At 45.4% G+C, this 16,470-nt stretch carries 15 protein-coding genes and 1 pseudogene; 7 read left to right on the top strand and 9 right to left on the bottom strand.

Going from position 1 to position 16,470, the window contains the following annotated elements; translation table 11 throughout:
- Nucleotides 1–138 precede the first annotated feature (138 nt).
- The 4 genes from VB714_RS11395 to VB714_RS11410 form a co-directional block, all read right to left on the bottom strand.
- The gene (locus tag VB714_RS11395; protein WP_323224178.1) at nucleotides 139–489 is read right to left on the bottom strand and encodes a Uma2 family endonuclease; all 351 of its coding nucleotides are present in this window, start codon (nucleotides 487–489) and stop codon (nucleotides 139–141) included.
- Between the two features lie 102 nt (nucleotides 490–591).
- Complete coding sequence (locus VB714_RS11400; RefSeq protein WP_323224180.1) at nucleotides 592–894, bottom strand: hypothetical protein; 303 nt, start codon at nucleotides 892–894, stop codon at nucleotides 592–594.
- A gap of 307 nt (nucleotides 895–1,201) precedes the next feature.
- On the bottom strand, nucleotides 1,202–1,981 hold the full coding sequence (locus tag VB714_RS11405; protein WP_323224182.1) for a photosystem II S4 domain protein: 780 nt from the start codon (nucleotides 1,979–1,981) through the stop codon (nucleotides 1,202–1,204).
- A gap of 69 nt (nucleotides 1,982–2,050) precedes the next feature.
- Entirely contained in the window at nucleotides 2,051–2,560 is a 510-nt protein-coding gene (locus tag VB714_RS11410; protein ID WP_323224185.1) for a hypothetical protein, read from the bottom strand.
- A gap of 122 nt (nucleotides 2,561–2,682) precedes the next feature.
- On the opposite strand from VB714_RS11410, the gene serA reads away from it, so the two are divergent.
- The gene (gene serA, locus VB714_RS11415) at nucleotides 2,683–4,263 is read left to right on the top strand and encodes a phosphoglycerate dehydrogenase (RefSeq protein WP_323224187.1); all 1,581 of its coding nucleotides are present in this window, start codon (nucleotides 2,683–2,685) and stop codon (nucleotides 4,261–4,263) included.
- Between the two features lie 167 nt (nucleotides 4,264–4,430).
- Nucleotides 4,431–5,324, top strand: coding sequence for a 50S ribosomal protein L11 methyltransferase (prmA, locus tag VB714_RS11420; protein ID WP_323224189.1), 894 nt, complete (start codon nucleotides 4,431–4,433; stop codon nucleotides 5,322–5,324).
- A 41-nt stretch (nucleotides 5,325–5,365) separates the two neighbouring features.
- On the opposite strand, the gene VB714_RS11425 is transcribed toward prmA, so the two are convergent.
- Nucleotides 5,366–6,646, bottom strand: coding sequence for a sensor histidine kinase (locus VB714_RS11425; protein ID WP_323224191.1), 1,281 nt, complete (start codon nucleotides 6,644–6,646; stop codon nucleotides 5,366–5,368).
- Between the two features lie 283 nt (nucleotides 6,647–6,929).
- Here VB714_RS11425 and VB714_RS11430 point away from each other — a divergent pair, with 283 nt between their 5' ends.
- Nucleotides 6,930–7,928: an ABC transporter substrate-binding protein gene (locus VB714_RS11430; RefSeq protein ID WP_323224194.1), complete on the top strand. Its 999-nt coding sequence runs from the start codon at nucleotides 6,930–6,932 to the stop codon at nucleotides 7,926–7,928.
- Nucleotides 7,929–7,983: 55 nt separating this feature from the next.
- Complete coding sequence (locus VB714_RS11435) at nucleotides 7,984–9,630, top strand: ATP-binding protein (RefSeq protein ID WP_323224196.1); 1,647 nt, start codon at nucleotides 7,984–7,986, stop codon at nucleotides 9,628–9,630.
- Nucleotides 9,631–9,747: 117 nt separating this feature from the next.
- Here the strand turns inward: VB714_RS11435 and VB714_RS11440 are convergent, their stop codons facing one another.
- Nucleotides 9,748–12,216, bottom strand: a complete 2,469-nt coding sequence (locus VB714_RS11440; RefSeq protein ID WP_323224198.1) for an ATP-dependent Clp protease ATP-binding subunit — start codon at nucleotides 12,214–12,216, stop codon at nucleotides 9,748–9,750.
- A complete protein-coding gene (locus VB714_RS11445) occupies nucleotides 12,209–12,406 on the bottom strand; it encodes a hypothetical protein (RefSeq protein WP_323224200.1) in 198 nt (65 codons plus the stop codon). The genes VB714_RS11440 and VB714_RS11445 overlap by 8 nt, the downstream gene beginning before the upstream one ends.
- 237 nt (nucleotides 12,407–12,643) lie before the next feature.
- Between VB714_RS11445 and VB714_RS11450 the strand changes: the two genes are divergently transcribed.
- Nucleotides 12,644–12,868: a hypothetical protein gene (locus VB714_RS11450; protein WP_323224202.1), complete on the top strand. Its 225-nt coding sequence runs from the start codon at nucleotides 12,644–12,646 to the stop codon at nucleotides 12,866–12,868.
- Between the two features lie 202 nt (nucleotides 12,869–13,070).
- Here VB714_RS11450 and VB714_RS11455 read toward each other — a convergent pair whose 3' ends face one another.
- Together VB714_RS11455 and aroC are read right to left on the bottom strand one after the other, a co-directional pair.
- Nucleotides 13,071–13,955 (bottom strand): MBL fold metallo-hydrolase, encoded by an 885-nt coding sequence (locus VB714_RS11455; protein WP_323224204.1) that lies wholly within the window; start codon nucleotides 13,953–13,955, stop codon nucleotides 13,071–13,073.
- Between the two features lie 7 nt (nucleotides 13,956–13,962).
- A complete protein-coding gene (gene aroC, locus VB714_RS11460) occupies nucleotides 13,963–15,057 on the bottom strand; it encodes a chorismate synthase (protein ID WP_416309657.1) in 1,095 nt (364 codons plus the stop codon).
- Between the two features lie 154 nt (nucleotides 15,058–15,211).
- On the opposite strand from aroC, the gene VB714_RS11465 reads away from it, so the two are divergent.
- Nucleotides 15,212–15,880 carry a response regulator transcription factor gene (locus tag VB714_RS11465; RefSeq protein ID WP_323224209.1) on the top strand — a complete coding sequence of 223 codons (669 nt, stop codon included), beginning with the start codon at nucleotides 15,212–15,214 and terminating at the stop codon, nucleotides 15,878–15,880.
- Nucleotides 15,881–15,882: 2 nt separating this feature from the next.
- Nucleotides 15,883–16,470: pseudogene (locus VB714_RS11470) on the top strand (sensor histidine kinase); the annotation flags it as partial.

The following is a 16,470-nucleotide window of genomic DNA, read 5'->3' on the forward strand; positions in this document are numbered from 1 at the left end:
AATATTCTTTCTCTTACCTCTGGTCTTTCTTCATTTCTCATCGCCTCTTGTAAATTTTTCTTTTCTTCTGGCGATAAACAGTTCTTGGCTGGCATTTTTTCTCTTTTCTCCAAATCTACTATCCTTATTATATGTCACTTAGCCGCGTTTTAGCTTATTGGCATATTCAATGAGCCAAAAGACTTCTTCTGCATTCGGGTGTCGATATCGATATTCTCCACCTAAAGGGCGCACGATCGCGATATCGGGTTCCGGTTCTGAATGATCGCTGAGGGTAATAGGATGACTTTGACGGACTTCGGCGCGATCGCCTAATAAGCGTGTTAAATATTTATCGGTACGAGTTCCCAGATAAGCGTGTTCGGGTCCCTCTGGTGGTATTTCAACAATGTCTCCCTGCAATAGTTCCAGATGGCGCTCATCCAGTAATCCTGTAATAATCATCTGATGATATTCATCGAGACTCCATCGAGCCAGTGCGATCGCCATAATAATTTTTTTCCGATCGCAGAATTTGCGATCGCGTTTCCCATTAACTTTATACTATTGCAATTGTAAATGAGATGCCACCAACGCGATCGCCTTATCTTGTTACCAATTGCGGCGAAATAATTGACCCGTCCAAACGTTAAATAAGCCGTGAGGAAAATAGCCCAAAACTAGACCCAATGTGAGAGCAAACATCATGCCCCCTATCATATTAATTTCTAGATGAGTAGAATGAACGGCAACTTGTCCGAGAATATAGAAAATAATTGCCCCCCAAAGTGCTTTATTGCGGAGTTGCCAACCTTGGTAAATTCCAAAACTCGCACAAATGAGGAGAGAAGGATAAAACAAATAGAGCGAGAGTTGCTGAATTGCGTCTGATGCAAATATATCTGATGCAAACATAGTTGTTTTAGGAAGTTGTTTTAGGAAATGAAGAAGTTCTAAAATAGAGCATCTACAGTTTTGATGTTATAACACACCAGAACCCTAAGATACTTGCTCCTAAACCTAGCAGAAAGAATGACAGAAGTTGAGATTTACTTATTTTTTTAACAACAAAGATAACAAACTTTACGAAAAATGAAGAGATCGCAGGCGATCGCATCGTTTTGTGTAATTTTAATGACCGAAAATAAATTTCTCCTGAAGTAGGGGTTTGGTTCCCAAACCCATGAATTACTGAATTACAAATTTGAGATGCACCCATTTCTTATTTGAATCTTGTCATTTGGACTCGATAGCGTTGTTTCTTCGTCACGGCAATTTCCCCTATTTCAACCCTTCCTTTTCCTCGCATAGAAATCAAATCCCCCGATTTTACCGTGTAACTGGGTTGGGAAATTTCTTTCCAATTTACCCGTACATCTCCCGAAGAAATCGCCTCTACCATTTTATTGCGAGAAAGCCCTAAACCTGCCGAGGCGATCGCATCCAAACGCAACGAGGCTTCCACTGTTGTCATTTCCTTCTTAGTTGGGGGACGAACTTTTAATTCACCGATCTCGATGGGTCGTACCTTGACAGGCACCGATCGCACTTGCAGCAAAGTGCCTTGCAAAAAATCTACCAATTCCGGCACAACGATCGCCTGTCCCCCTCGTTCCCCCAAGACTAAAATATCGCCAATTTTTTCTCGGACTACCCCCGTCCCTAAAATAGCCCCCAAAAAGTCCCGATGAGTCGCGGGATCGAACAAAAAATTCCCTGCAATATCGATCGCCGCTAATTCCACTTGAGACTCCTCTAAGGGCAATTCAGACCGGGCGATCGCGATTCTTTGGCGTTCTGCTTGAGGATATCCCCCCCAGGCCAATAACTTCAACTCCGTTAACTTAGCAAATCTTTCCCGAACCTCCATGACTACTGGAGGGGAGAAAAAATCCGTCACCGTCACTTCCCAAGTCTTCAAGGCTTGTTCAGCGCGATCGATAATACGCACCATTTCTTCGCGGTTGTCAACCCCTTTTAATAATTCTTCTTTGGGTAGCATTTTTTTTGAGGTGTGGGGGGTGTGGGGGGTTTGGGGAGTGTGGGGAGGGTGGGGAGGGTGGGAATTTAGTTAAAACTGTTCGGTATAACCTTGTAAAGTTTCGGGGTTAAATTGCCGCAAAATTGGCGTGGCTTTATTATGAGTCGGTTTTGAACCGTTGACAATCACTAAATATTTGCCTTCCTGCAAGCGGTTGCGATAAGGAAGCGCATCGCCACTCCCTTGAGATAAACCTACACCACCGCCAACAAAAATACTACCCATCGAACCCCCCATCGCCCCCAAAAAGCCGCCGAGAATATTATTCCCGAACTGTCCCGTCCAAGTAAAAACATTCGTGTGGGCGATCGCATTAAAAGTAAACCCCGCCGCAAAACCAAAAGGAATCAGCCACGCTGCCATAAAAATAGCCTGTTTCTTGGCCTGTTGTCCTGGATCTACAAAGCCAAACTCATCGGCACTTTTATAACCGCGACCCACAATCGTTAATAAATCCGTAGAGATACCCGCCTTCTCCAAAGATGTATAGGCTTCTTCCGCCTGAATGCGATCGGGCAACACTGCAATTAAATAACTCATAAACCCGAAAAATTCAAAATCTTTGCAACAAACTCCTTATTATGGTGCATTTCTCGCTACAATGCCTACTGCATTCCTGAAAATTTCCTACTTTGTAGTTTTTTAAATTTGTTTTTATCATTATGGCCAAAGTTCTTGTCTCTGACCCCATCGACCAAGCAGGCATTGACATTCTCTCTCAAGTTGCTCAAGTTGATGTTAAAACCAAACTTCCCCTAGAAGAACTGATAAAAATTATTCCTGAATATGATGCCCTCATGGTGCGATCGGGAACCAAAGCAACCCAAGAAGTCATCGATGCAGGAACCCAATTAAAAATTATCGGGCGTGCAGGGGTCGGAGTTGATAACATCGATATTCCTGCCGCTACGCGCCGAGGAATCGTCGTTGTTAACTCTCCCGAGGGTAACACCACCGCCGCCGCAGAACACGCCCTGGCGATGATGCTATCCCTCTCTCGTCACATTCCTGCGGCTAACCAATCTTTGAAAGAGGGTCAGTGGGATCGCAAGCGTTTCGTCGGTGCCGAAGTTTCCAAAAAAACCCTCGGGGTCGTCGGTTTGGGTAAAATTGGCTCTCATGTCGCCACTGTAGCAAAAGTGATGGACATGAAATTGCTGGCTTACGATCCCTTTATTTCTTCCGAACGCGCCGAACAATTGGGCTGTCGTTTAGTGGATTTGGATATTCTTTTCCGAGAATCTGACTATATTACCCTCCATGTCCCTAAAACTCCTGAAACGGCAAATTTAATTAATGCGGAGGCTCTTGCTAAAATGAAGCCCACCACTCGCATTATTAATTGCGCCCGAGGTGGGATCATTGATGAAACTGCTCTGGCTGAAGCCTTAAAAACAGGCAAAATTGCGGGTGCGGCTTTAGATGTCTTTGATAGCGAACCTTTGGGGGAATCGCCTTTACGGGAAGTGGGGGAAAACATTGTCCTCACGCCCCATTTAGGCGCTTCCACGGCTGAAGCCCAAGTTAACGTTGCTGTAGATGTTGCCGAACAAATTCGGGATGTTTTATTAGGACTTCCAGCGCGATCGGCGGTTAATATTCCCGGTTTGAATCCTAAAGTGATGGAGAAACTCAAGCCCTATTTACAATTAGCAGAAACATTAGGAAATTTAGTCGGACAATTGGCAGGAGGACGCATCGATCATTTTACCGTCCGCTTGCAGGGGAATTTAGCCACCGAACAAAGTCAACCGATTGTTGTTGCGGCTTTGAAAGGATTACTTTATCAAGCTCTGAGGGAACGAGTAAACTATGTGAATGCCAGTATTGAGGCCAAAGAACGGGGCATTCGGGTGATTGAAACCAAAGATGCTTCGGCATCGGACTATTCTGGTTCTTTGCATCTTGATGCCCGAGGTTCTTTAGGAGAACATTCTGTTACTGGTGTTTTGTTGGAAGATGGGGAAATTCGGGTGACGAATATTAACGGATTCCCGATCAATTTACCTCCCAGTTCCCATATGCTCTTCACTTTACACCGGGATATGCCGGGTATTATTGGCAGGTTGGGAACGTTGTTGGGGAATTTTAATGTCAATATTGCCAGTATGCAGGTGGGTCGTCAGATCGTGCGGGGTAATGCAATCATGGCGGTGAGTTTGGACGATCCTCTTCCCGATGAATTGCTGAAAGAAATTACGGAAATTCCTGGCATTAATGATGCTTATACGGTGATGTTGTAAAGCCAGAAGAGAAAGCCGATTATCTATAGGACTTACCTATTAACGGGCAAGATTCACGCACTACCGTAACAATAGAATACAGTAGTGGGAGCGTCTCGCTCCCTAGCTGTGTAAGTCTCGCTCCCTAGCTGTGTAAGTCCTAACCCATTACCAAGTACCCAAACACAATGTCAAATAACTGGTGGGAAATTCATGTTCTGTGCGAACCGATCTTAGAGGATCTGGTTTTTTGGCGGCTGGATAAGTTTGGCTGTCAGGGGACGGCTAGCGAACGACAAGGGGAATCTTTGTCCATGAGAGCATATTTCCCGCAGGATTTGGCGCGTTCTTTGGATTTGGCGGCTTTGTCTCTCTGGTTGCGTCAAGATGCCCTTGCGGTGGAGATGCCGCTACCGATGACTCAATGGAAGTTAATCGATGAGGAAGATTGGGGGAGTACCTGGAAAAAGTATTGGCAGGCGCAGGAGGTGGGCGATCGCTTTTTGATTTATCCGGTGTGGTTGACTCCTCCCGAGAATAGCGATCGCGCTATCATTCGTATCGATCCTGGGGCGGCTTTTGGGACGGGGACTCATCCCACGACGCAACTCTGTTTGGAGGCGCTGGAAATGCGGGTTTGGGGGGAGGAAAAGGAAGAAATCGCGATCGCGGATATTGGTTGCGGTTCGGGTATTCTCTCCATTGGGGCGATTTTAATCGGGGCAAAGCAAGCCTACGCGGTAGATACGGATGCGATGGCGATTAAATCCACGGAGGTTAACCGCGATCTCAATCAAATTGATGCTCAACAGTTGATCGCACAAAAGGGAAGTATCGATCGCATTCTCTCTTTAGCAGGAGGACAGGTCGATGGCATTGTTTGTAATATCTTGGCGGAAGTGATTATCGAAATGATTCCCCAAATGACGGAAATTACCAAACCTAAAGGCTGGGGTATTCTCAGTGGTATTCTCTTGGACCAAGCTAAACCTATTGCCGATCGCCTCGAGGAAGAAGGTTGGATAGTGGCAACCCTCTGGCGGCAAGGGGAATGGTGCTGTTTTAATGTGCGAAGATCCTGATGGGGGAGGGGCGATCGGTTTGTTCAATATTTCCTCAACTATCAACCGATCGCCGGAATGTTAATGCAAATTTGACAGCCTAAACCAGGCTGACTGTGAAGAGAAAAACGCCCTCCCAAGGCTTCAACTCGTTCTTGCATTCCCTGCAAGCCAAAACCTGTCGTATTTTCGCACGGTTCAAATCCTGTACCGTTGTCTTTGATTTCTAGATCGATGGCGATCGCACTCGAGGATATCTCTAATTCGACGCGATCGGCTTGACTATGTTTGGTAATATTAGTGAGGGCTTCTTGGACGACGCGATAAAGAACGGTTTGAATTTCTGGATGTAGGGGTTTGGAGGGTTTGGAGACCAAACCCCTACATTGCGAAATAACCTCGATCTGGGTAGTTTGTTGAAATTCCCGGATTAATTTTTTTAAGGCCAAATCCAGCGATCGCCCTTGTAAGGGTGGGTTTCTCAAACTGGCTACAGACTGACGTACATCTGTGAGAGCCTCTTTATTCAAACGTTGCGCTTCTGTGAGATGATAGCGGGCTTTTTCCGGATTTTGGGCAAAATAGAGGGCGGCGTTTTCCAGTTGAATACTTTGGGCAGTGAGAGAATGACCGACAGAATCGTGCATTTCTCTGGCGATGCGGGTTCTCTCTTGTAGGGTGGCTTGATTTTCGATTAACAGGGAATACTTGCGGAGGCGATCGTTAGCGCTAGTCAGTGCTTGACGGCTTTGACGTTCTGAAAGTAACGACCCGACCATTAACAAAACAAAGGCTAAAACTAGCCCAAATAGTAAGGCAGAATTAATAGCAAAACCAAAAGCAATTCGCAACCATTCCGAAGCAATTTCCCCTGGCCTAATGGTATTATGGCGCTGAATAACCCAATAAATTCTCAAGATGAGGCGCAGAATAAAGAATCCGTAAGCACATAAAGCAACGGTTAAACGTCCCGGCCAAGGGAAGAGAATACAAGCGCGAATCACAACGATTAATAGTAGGGCAAAAAAGAGGGATTCCCGGCGACCACCGAGGAAAATTGCCAACCAGCATAACCCAAACCCTAAAGCCACATAGAGGATTTTTTGCAGTCTCCCTCCTGTTGGCAAACGCAAGCCCAGTAATCCCAATAAGCCAATACAGCCGATCGCGCCGATGGGGAAGGGACGCGATCGCAGAGGAGGAGGTGTTTGCCAACCCAAACGATGAGGGGGAGGTAAATTTTGCGGGGAAAGGGCGGCAATGAGAGCAATTCCTAAGAGAATCCATTCAAGGTACAGTAGAAGACGGAAAGAGCGATCGCGCCAAAGTTCGTTTTTGAGCATGGGTAAATAAAAGGGTGCGATCCCATTGAGGTGCGATCGCCATTTAAAAATAGCTTAACATTGCCCAACTTGGTTAATCTACGGGCGATCGCACCTCAAACCTCGGGTCAAAAGTCACAGGAAAACTTCACCCTCAAGTCCTATTGATAAAGCAGCTAAAAGCTAAAGTATAGGCGATCGCAATCTTTTTTGGGGATGTTTGCTCAAATTCCTACTCTCTCTACTTTTCAGCCTCCTTGTCACCTCTAAAGTAAAAAAAGTCAGGTTATACTGAGAAAAATGAATGACTGAAATGAGTCCCATGAAGTATTCTCGCATTCCTCACAGACTTATCTTTTCGGCGATCGCTTTCCTAACTTGTTTCTTTGTCGCTTGTAATACCAGTCCCCAACAACCTTTAAAAATTGGTCTGACCAGTTGGACGGGATATGAACCTCTTTATTTAGCTCGCGATCTAGGCTATTTTAATGATGCTCCCCTTGAGATTATTGAGTATTCTGGTATCGCTGAGATGCGACGAGCATTTGATAATGGTGAAATCCATGTATTATCGTCAACTTTGGATAGCGCTCTACTGCGTGCAGAACGAAATAACGATTTGCGACTATGGCTACTCTTAGATACTTCTAATGGTGGGGATGCGCTAGTGGGACAATCTGAGGTTAAAAGTATTCAAGACTTGAAAGATCGTACTGTCGGTTTAACCCCCGAGGCTTTATCCCTACTCGTTTTTACCCGTGCATTACAAAGTGTGGATTTGCCTCTCGATGCAGTCAAACAAGTTTCTTTAGATGGGATTGAGCCAGAAACTGCTTTTGAGGACAAGGAAATAGATGCTATTATTACTTACGATCCTCTTCTCTCCAAACTACTCCAACAAGGGGCAAATTTACTTTTCGATACTCGTCAAATGCCTGGTGAAGTTGTCGATGTTCTCCTCAGTTACCAAGAGACACAAGACAAATTCCCCCAGAAACTTCAAACCTTAGCGGAAGGTTGGTTTAAAGCCTTACAATACATTCAGAAAAACCCTGATGATGCAGTGCAACGGATGGCAGATCGTCAAGGGATTAGCCAAGAAGAATTTACCCAATCTCTGAAAGGATTGCGCCTTATGGATTTGGAGAAGAATAAAGTTTTGCTCTCTGGACAAGATATGGAATTACATGAGGGAGCAAAACGATTAACTACTTTTCTAATCGAGCAGGAATCTCTGAAACAAAAAGTCGATCTGGACAATTTATTTGACGATCGCTTTGTTAAGGTGATCGAGCAATCTTAAATCTAGATACAATTGTATTTTTCTCAAGAAATAAATATTGATCTCTCTGTCGTCTATGACTCGCTTTCCTTTTCCTCTACGATTTTCTATTTCCATAATTCTTCTCCTGTTTGGTACCGTGTTTAGTGCGGTATCTTTTCAACGTGAAATCTCTCTCGCTCTCGAGCGGGGAGAAGCAGATATGACTCGACAAGCTATTTTTACAGGAAATCAAACTGTGGGTTTATTAGAATATCTTTATCGCGATCGCGATGAGCGAGGGATAGATATTCTCATCGATCAATTAGCAGGTGCTCACAACATTAATATCGCTTTAATTTTCGATGAGAACGATCGTGTTTTATGGTCTACTCAGCGATCGCTGCGCGATCGCTCTATTGAAGAAACCAATGCTTCTTCTTTTAGGGAGAAAATGACTCAGGCTCGCCGTCAAGTAGGAGCAGAAGTACAATTAAGAAAAGATCGAGAAACACTGTGGATGTTTCATCCAGTTGGGTTGGAGTTTAAGGTGGGGAATACTTTTCCCGAGCGTGTAGGGATTTTAGCAGTTGAATACGATTTAAGGATTACTCGAGCTATAGCTTATCGAGATGCCACAAGGCGATCGCTGGGGTATGGAATTGCGATCGTCATTTTGGGAACATTACTCTGGTTTTTCTTTGATAACATTGTGACCAAACGAGCATCGCATTTGGTGAAAACAAGTCAACGATTATCTGGAGGAAATTTGACAATTCGGGCTAGATTAAAAGGCTCAGATGAACTATATTGTATTGCTGTTGCCTTTAATCAGATGATTGAGGAAATCCAAAAAAAGCAGGAAGCCTTAGAACAAACTCTCAGAGAACTTAAACAGACTCAATCGCAATTGATTCAATCTGAAAAAATGTCTGGTTTAGGGCAAATGGTGGCCGGAGTTGCTCACGAAATTAATAATCCTATCAATTTTATTTATGGCAATGTTCCCCATGTCGATCGATATACGCAAGATTTACTAGATATTATCAACGATTATCAAAAATTTTATCCTAATCCCATACCAGAAATTGAGGATAAATTAGAAGAAATAGATTTTGACTTTATTAACGAAGACTTACCCAAACTGCTCAAATCGATACGAAGTGGAGCTAATCGCGTTAAAGAAATTGTGGTGGGATTGCGAACATTTTCTCGTTTAGATGAGGCTCAAAATAAAATGGTTGATATTCATCAAAGTCTTGATAGTACGATTTTATTTTTGCAACATCGCTTAAAATCGGATCGAGGTATTCCAGAAATTAAAATTGTCAAATCCTACCATAATTTGCCTGAAATTGAGTGTTATGCAGGACAATTAAATCAAGTTTTTTTCAATATTTTAAATAATAGTATCGATGCTCTCATTGAAACAGCACGAGAGAATAAAGAATTTCAAAATCCTGCTATTGTTATTCAAACCCAATCGATCGACAATTGCTGGGTTCAGATCGCGATCGCGGATAATGGTAAGGGTATCGATCCAGAAACACAAAAGCACATTTTCGATCCTTTTTTTACCACTAAACCTATTGGGAGTGGGACAGGACTGGGACTATCGATCGGTTATCAAGTTATTGTCGAAAGACATAAGGGAAAATTAGAGTGCCATTCTGCGATTGGAGAGGGAGCAAAATTTATCATTGAGATTCCTTTAAAACTCGATTTGCTTAAGGGGATTGGATGATGATAGTCTACGGTAACTGGATTTGGTATGAACTCAATTTTTTACACGACCAATAAAAAAATAGCACAAAAAAAGGGACGCGATCGCGCCCCTTCTAACTCTTCTCAAAAATAAGTTTTAACTCTTTTCTAAAAGAACCCTAGATTGATGTTGAGGACGAACGATAACTTTGTTATCTTCATCAATATCAACCTCTGCTTTATCGCCTTCCTTAACGCGACCAGAAAGAATCTCCTCAGCGAGAACATCCTCCAGCAAGCGCATAATTGCCCGGCGTAAAGGACGCGCCCCATAACTGGGATTATATCCCTCTTCCACCAAGCGTTCTTTGAATTTTTCCGTAACCGTTAAGATAATCTCTTTTTCCGTTAAGCGTTGGAACACTTCTTTGAGCAGGATTTCGGAAATTTCTTTCACCTCATCCTTAGTCAACTGACGGAAGACAATAATCTCATCGAGACGGTTAAGGAACTCGGGACGGAAGTAGTTTTTCAACTCTTCATTCACCAAAGAACGAATGCGATTATATTGGGCATCGTCTTGGTTATCGCTAAACTCAAACCCTAACCCCGCAGCACCTTTTTCAATCACCTTAGAACCGATGTTTGAGGTCATAATTAACAAAGTGTTCTTAAAGTCCACCGTGCGACCTTTAGCATCCGTTAGGCGACCGTCTTCAAGGATTTGCAAGAGCATATTAAAGACATCGGGATGCGCCTTTTCAATCTCATCAAAGAGAACGACGGTATAGGGACGACGACGGACGGCTTCTGTGAGTTGTCCCCCCTCGTTATACCCCACATAACCCGGTGGGGAGCCGATTAACTTGGAAACCGTGTGACGTTCCATGTATTCCGACATATCCAACCGGATCATTGCATCTTCCGAGCCGAAGAAATAGGCTGCGAGAGACTTAGTTAATTCGGTTTTTCCTACCCCCGTCGGACCGGAGAAGATAAAACTAGCAATGGGTCGGTTGGGATTTTTCAAGCCCACCCGAGCGCGACGAATGGCACGAGAAACGGCTTTTACCGCATCCTCTTGACCGATCAAGCGCTGATGCAAGGTATCTTCCATCTTCATGAGCTTTTCGGACTCGCTTTCCGTGAGCTTCTGCACCGGAACGCCAGTCCAAGAGGCGACAATGTGAGCAATTTCCTCCGAATCAACGTGAGGACCCTCTTCCTCGCTACCATCTTCATTTTTCTTGGCCGCAGCGATGGTGCGAATTTGTGCCTTGATGTCCATTTCGCGATCGCGCAATTCCCCGGCTTTATCGAAATCCTGCGCCCTGACTGCATCATCCTTTTGTTTGAGGATTTGTCGCAATTCCTTATCTAATTCCTTCGCGGCTGGGGGAAGCTGGGAATTAATTAAGCGCACTCGCGAACCCGCTTCGTCAATCAGGTCGATCGCCTTATCTGGGAGATAGCGATCGCTAATATAGCGATCGGACAATTTCGCTGCTGCTTCTAAAGCCTCGTCTAAAATTTTCAGCTTGTGATGCTGTTCGTAACGTTCCCGCAAACCGTAAAGAATTTCAATGGTTTCTTCAACGCTAGGTTCTCCTACCATAACGGGTTGGAAACGGCGTTCTAAGGCAGCATCTCGCTCGATATGCTTGCGATATTCATCCAGGGTTGTCGCGCCGATGCACTGCAATTCCCCTCGTGCTAAAGCAGGTTTGAGAATATTCGCCGCATCGATCGCCCCTTCTGCGGCACCGGCTCCGATCAGGGTGTGAACCTCGTCAATGACCAAGATCACATTACCCGCCGAGCGAATTTCATCCATGATTTTTTTGAGGCGTTCCTCAAATTCTCCTCGATATTTGGTGCCGGCGACCAATAAGCCAATGTCAAGAGTGACAACGCGCTTATCTTCGAGAATATCAGGAATATCTTGTTGAGCAATACGCTGGGCCAAACCTTCGGCGATCGCGGTTTTCCCCACCCCTGGTTCGCCAATTAAGACGGGATTATTTTTAGTGCGACGACCGAGAATTTGAATAACCCGCTCGATTTCCTTAACCCGTCCGACGACGGGATCGAGCTTGCCATCGGCGGCCATTTGCGTTAAATTGGAACCAAACTCGTCTAGGGTTGGCGTTTTCGTGCGTCCGCCGGGTCCTGCGTTGGCAGGCACTTCCGCCGTTTCCCCCAACATCCGGATCACCTGAGTTCTGACCTTGGAGAGGTCTACCCCCAAATTCTCCAAAACCCGTGCCGCAACCCCTTCTCCTTCGCGAATCAAACCGAGAAGTAAGTGTTCCGTGCCGATGTAATTATGCCCGAGTTGACGAGCTTCTTCTAGAGACAATTCTAAGACGCGCTTGGCTCTAGGGGTAAAGGGAATTTCTACAGCAACGAAACCGGAACCTCTGCCGATAATTTTTTCGACTTCAATTCTGGCATCCTTGAGGTTAACGCCCATGGACTTGAGAACTTTGGCAGCCACGCCCGTTCCCTCGCCAATCAAACCCAGGAGAATCTGCTCGGTGCCGACAAAGTTGTGACCCAAGCGACGCGCCTCCTCCTGAGCCAACATAATGACCTTGATGGCTTTTTCTGTGAAGCGTTCAAACATGACCTATCATCCCTGTTGCTTGCCCGTTGTCAGCCCATTCTAGCACAGGCCAATCGATCCCCGTTGTTTTCGGTTGCGATCGGCTATTACGGTAGGATTGCTTAATTTGTGGATATCGAGGAAGCGATCGCCTCGGTTTTGCGGTTTTGCTGGGAATTTTTGGGAGAAAAGTCGGATGTTTTGTCATCATTCGGTTGGGAAAATTGACGAAAGATCGCGAGGGAAGATGCGATCTCGATCAATGTTTGAGGATAGTGGCGATCGCAATCATCATAGGTCTAGATTCACAGAAATTTGCGAGGGCGATCGCTGTGTTTCCTTAAAAAGGGAATCATACTAAGGGTCTAGTTACAACGGTTCAAAATCAACTTTTTAAGAAGCTGCTATCGCCATGAATTTTAATCTCTTTCAAACCGAAAACCAAAGTGTGAGTCACCAAGATCGTGATTGTGTTTACCTTGTTAGCACTCCTAATCAATCTAGAGTTTGTAATACGATAGAACAAGTTCTTGAAGTAATTGAACCGTTTGTTTTAGAAGAATCTCTTTATACTGGCGAACCCGATCTCTTATACGAAGTACCTTATCTTTTAGATTGTCAAGGATATATGAAAGGAAAAAATTGGGAAGTTACTTTAACTCCTCGTATTTAAAGTATAAAACAACGAGTGATTGGTATCAATAATATTAAAATAGTAGGGGTTTGGTCTCCAAACCCCCAATATTTTGGTCTAAAAAGTGCGATCGCCGCAGAAAAGCATTCTCTTCACGGCGATCGCATTTTTGATATTTTTCCTATATTGGGGGTTTGGAGGGGTTTGGAGGGGTTTGGAGAGGGGTTTGGAGACCAAACCCCTACACTGGGGGTTTGGAGACCAAACCCCTACTAATAATTACCTCTAGTCCTTCCTTTGCCAAAATACTTCCTGGTCTGAGAATTTCCACCTCTTCACCAATTTTATCGAGTTGATCGTCGCTATGATTGGGTTCGTGATGGAAAACAACAAAGCGTTTAACTCCGGCCGCATCGCAAATCTTAGCTCCTTCTTGCCAGGTTGAATGTCCCCAACCTACCTTCGGAGATTTTGGGTTGTGATATTCTTCATCAGTGTACATAGCATCGTAAATCAAAATATCCGCATTTCTGGCTAGATGTAAAACATTTTCGTCAAGGCGATCGGGGAAATGTTCCGTATCGGTACAATAAACCGCCGTATAGCCTCCCCAACTGATGCGATATCCCATTGCACCATTAGGATGATTGAGGGGGGTGGTTTCAATTTCAATATCATCTAAGTGAAAGACTTCGCCGCAGACAATATCGTGAAACTTTAATTTTGCCTTAATATCGGACACGGGAACAGGAGAGTCAACATGAAGGACGCGATGGTGAAAATGCGTCTCCATCTTCATTTCCTCCCCTTCCGGGGGAACCTGTCCGTGAATGTGAAAACAATCTTCTTCGTTAAAGGCGGGGAAAAAGAAAGGCACTCCTTGGATATGATCCCAATGATAGTGGGTAAAAAAGACAAAGGCTTCTACGGGAGAGTATTTGAGCAAGTATTTTCCCAAACCTCGCAGTCCCGTTCCACCATCAAAAATGAGTCTTTTCCCTCCTACTTCCATTTCAACGCAAGAGGTATTACCGCCGTAGCGGATGGTTTGAGGACCGGGAGAGGGAACACTGCCTCGGACTCCCCAAAATCGGATTAGAAATTCAGAAGAAGAGATGGTTTGCATGGGACACTTAAGGCGTTAACACAGTACATTGACCCCGATCGCGCAGCAGGTGATCGCATAAAACTAAGGCAACCATTGCTTCTACCATAGGCACGGCTCTCGGCAAAACGCAAGGGTCATGTCGCCCTTTGGCGGCTAAAACGGTTGCTTCGCCACTGCGAGTCACCGTTTTTTGCTCTTGGCCTATGGTAGCAGTTGGTTTAAAGGCTGCACGCAAAATAATATTTTCGCCGTTGCTGATGCCGCCTTGTACGCCACCAGAACGGTTGGTAACGGTACGAATTTCGCCGCTTTCATCGGTGTAAAATTCGTCGTTATGTTCTCTCCCCGTCAACAGGGTACCGGCAAAACCGGAGCCAATTTCAAAGCCTTTACTAGCAGGAAGGGACATAATTGCTTTGGCTAAATCTGCTTCTAATTTATCAAATACAGGCTCGCCGAGTCCTTTCGGGACATTTCTGGCGACACATTCGACTACACCCCCGAGAGAATTTTTCTCGCGTCTGACGCGATCGATTAGTTCTATCATTTGTTCGGCGCATTCGGAGTTGGGACAGCGCACGATATTGCTTTCCACTTGTTCGAGGGTGACGGTATCGGCATTGACGATCGCTTCTAGGTCTTTAATTCGTTTAACATAACCGACAATTTCAACTCCTGCCACCTGTCGAAGGATTTTTTTGGCGATCGCCCCGGCCGCGACTCGTCCAATGGTTTCTCTAGCGGAGGATCGTCCCCCTCCCTGCCAGTTACGGATGCCATATTTTGCGTCGTAGGTGGCATCGGCGTGGGAGGGACGGTATTTTTGTTCCATCTCTTGATAGTCTTGGGGGCGGGGGTCTTTGTTCCGCACGAGGATGGCGATAGGGGTTCCTAATGTTTTGCCGTTAAAGACTCCAGAGAGAATTTCGCAGCGATCGGCTTCTTTGCGGGGTGTTGTGATTTTACTTTGCCCTGGACGGCGGCGATCGAGTTCAAATTGGATTTCTGCGGGGGTAATTTCCAGTTGAGGTGGACAGCCATCAATAACCACGCCAACGCCCCCACCGTGGGATTCTCCAAAGGTGGTAATGCGAAATAGATGTCCGAAGGTACTGCCCATATTTCTCGTGCGCGTTGGCGTTAAATACTTTGCCATTTTAACTTCAGCAGGTTAAAAATTGTAGGCCACACTAAAATGAATGCTATCGTCTTGAGCATTGACGGGGCGATCGCACTGGAAAATCAATTCAGCCAGTTTTATCAAATGAAGTTCTATGAGAATCCTAATTGTAGAAGATGACCAGAGAATTGCCAGTCCCTTAGCCAAAGATCTGCGCTATCAGCACCATGTAGTGGAGATTGCCCGAGATGGCTTAGAAGGGTGGAATTATGCCAATAGCGGTGATTACGATCTGATTTTGCTGGATTTAATGCTGCCCAAACTAGATGGAATGAGTATCTGCCAACGCTTGCGGCAAATGAATTCTCCCGCCCTAATTTTGATGCTCACTGCCAAAGACACTACACAGGATAAAGTTTTGGGTTTAGATGCCGGGGCGGATGACTATCTGGTCAAGCCATTCACCCTAGAAGAACTTGCAGCCCGCATCCGGGCGCTATCGCGCCGAAGTCGCGAGCCGATGCAGCCTCGCCTCGAGTACGGCGAACTTAGCCTCGATCCAGCTATCCAAACCGTAACATTTGGAGGATTGCCCCTGATCTTGACTCCAAAGGAGTATGGCATCTTAGAATATTTTCTGCGCCATCCCCGTCAGATTGTCAGCCGCTCAGTCCTGCTTGATAAGCTCTGGGAATTTGATGATATCTCTGGAGAAGGCACAGTGAAAACTCATATCACTAACCTACGCAGCAAGCTGAAGGCGGCAGGCAGTCTAGAACCCCCAATCAAAAACGTTTACGGTATGGGATATCGCTTAGAATAATCATGTTTCAACCCATCCGGACGCGCCTCCTGATTTCCAACCTGATTGTGTTTGCCCTGGTATTGGGGAGCTTTGCTGGAGTTGTGCGGCTGGTGTTTTGGCGCAATTTGCAGCAGCAGTTAACCGATCGCCTCACCACTTTGGGCCAGAGTGCTGCCGCTAGCAGCGAGTATGAGGGCGGCCAAATTAAGGTGGAGGATGATGTCTCAATCGCTGATTTACAGCGACAGCAGCAAGCCATACAGTGGTTCGATCTTCAGGGTACTTTAATCGAGCAGCAAGGCGATACAATTTTAGTACAAAAGCTCGATCCTCATGCCTTGGTTCAGGTACAAGACACAAACCCAGCAATTCAGGCGGTGACGCTTCCCATTATCAACAGCGATACCAAAGCACAAATTGGCTATGTGCGGGTGAGCCAGTCGTTAGCTCAACTAGATGAGACCTTGACTCAACTCGACTGGGGGTTAGCATTGGGGGTACTGGTCGGACTGGGAATTAGTGGTGCAGGAATAGTCTGGCTTAATCGGCAAGCGATGATTCCTGTCGAACAAAGTTTTCAACAGTTGAAGCAGTTTACCGCCGATGCC

This window comes from Spirulina sp. 06S082, from assembly GCF_034932145.1.
Lineage (GTDB): Bacteria > Cyanobacteriota > Cyanobacteriia > Cyanobacteriales > Spirulinaceae > CCY15215.

Coding starts and splice junctions, on each gene's coding strand:
- prmA (WP_323224189.1), top strand. CDS start 4,431: ATGTCAAATAACTGGTGGGAAATTCATGTTCTGTGCGAACCGATCTTA.
- VB714_RS11435 (WP_323224196.1), top strand. CDS start 7,984: ATGACTCGCTTTCCTTTTCCTCTACGATTTTCTATTTCCATAATTCTT.
- VB714_RS11405 (WP_323224182.1), bottom strand. CDS start 1,981: ATGCTACCCAAAGAAGAATTATTAAAAGGGGTTGACAACCGCGAAGAA.
- aroC (WP_416309657.1), bottom strand. CDS start 15,057: ATGGGCAGTACCTTCGGACATCTATTTCGCATTACCACCTTTGGAGAA.
- VB714_RS11400 (WP_323224180.1), bottom strand. CDS start 894: ATGTTTGCATCAGATATATTTGCATCAGACGCAATTCAGCAACTCTCG.
- serA (WP_323224187.1), top strand. CDS start 2,683: ATGGCCAAAGTTCTTGTCTCTGACCCCATCGACCAAGCAGGCATTGAC.
- VB714_RS11410 (WP_323224185.1), bottom strand. CDS start 2,560: ATGAGTTATTTAATTGCAGTGTTGCCCGATCGCATTCAGGCGGAAGAA.
- VB714_RS11465 (WP_323224209.1), top strand. CDS start 15,212: ATGAGAATCCTAATTGTAGAAGATGACCAGAGAATTGCCAGTCCCTTA.
- VB714_RS11430 (WP_323224194.1), top strand. CDS start 6,930: ATGACTGAAATGAGTCCCATGAAGTATTCTCGCATTCCTCACAGACTT.
- VB714_RS11440 (WP_323224198.1), bottom strand. CDS start 12,216: ATGTTTGAACGCTTCACAGAAAAAGCCATCAAGGTCATTATGTTGGCT.
- VB714_RS11425 (WP_323224191.1), bottom strand. CDS start 6,646: ATGCTCAAAAACGAACTTTGGCGCGATCGCTCTTTCCGTCTTCTACTG.
- VB714_RS11455 (WP_323224204.1), bottom strand. CDS start 13,955: ATGCAAACCATCTCTTCTTCTGAATTTCTAATCCGATTTTGGGGAGTC.
- VB714_RS11445 (WP_323224200.1), bottom strand. CDS start 12,406: ATGATGACAAAACATCCGACTTTTCTCCCAAAAATTCCCAGCAAAACC.
- VB714_RS11395 (WP_323224178.1), bottom strand. CDS start 489: ATGGCGATCGCACTGGCTCGATGGAGTCTCGATGAATATCATCAGATG.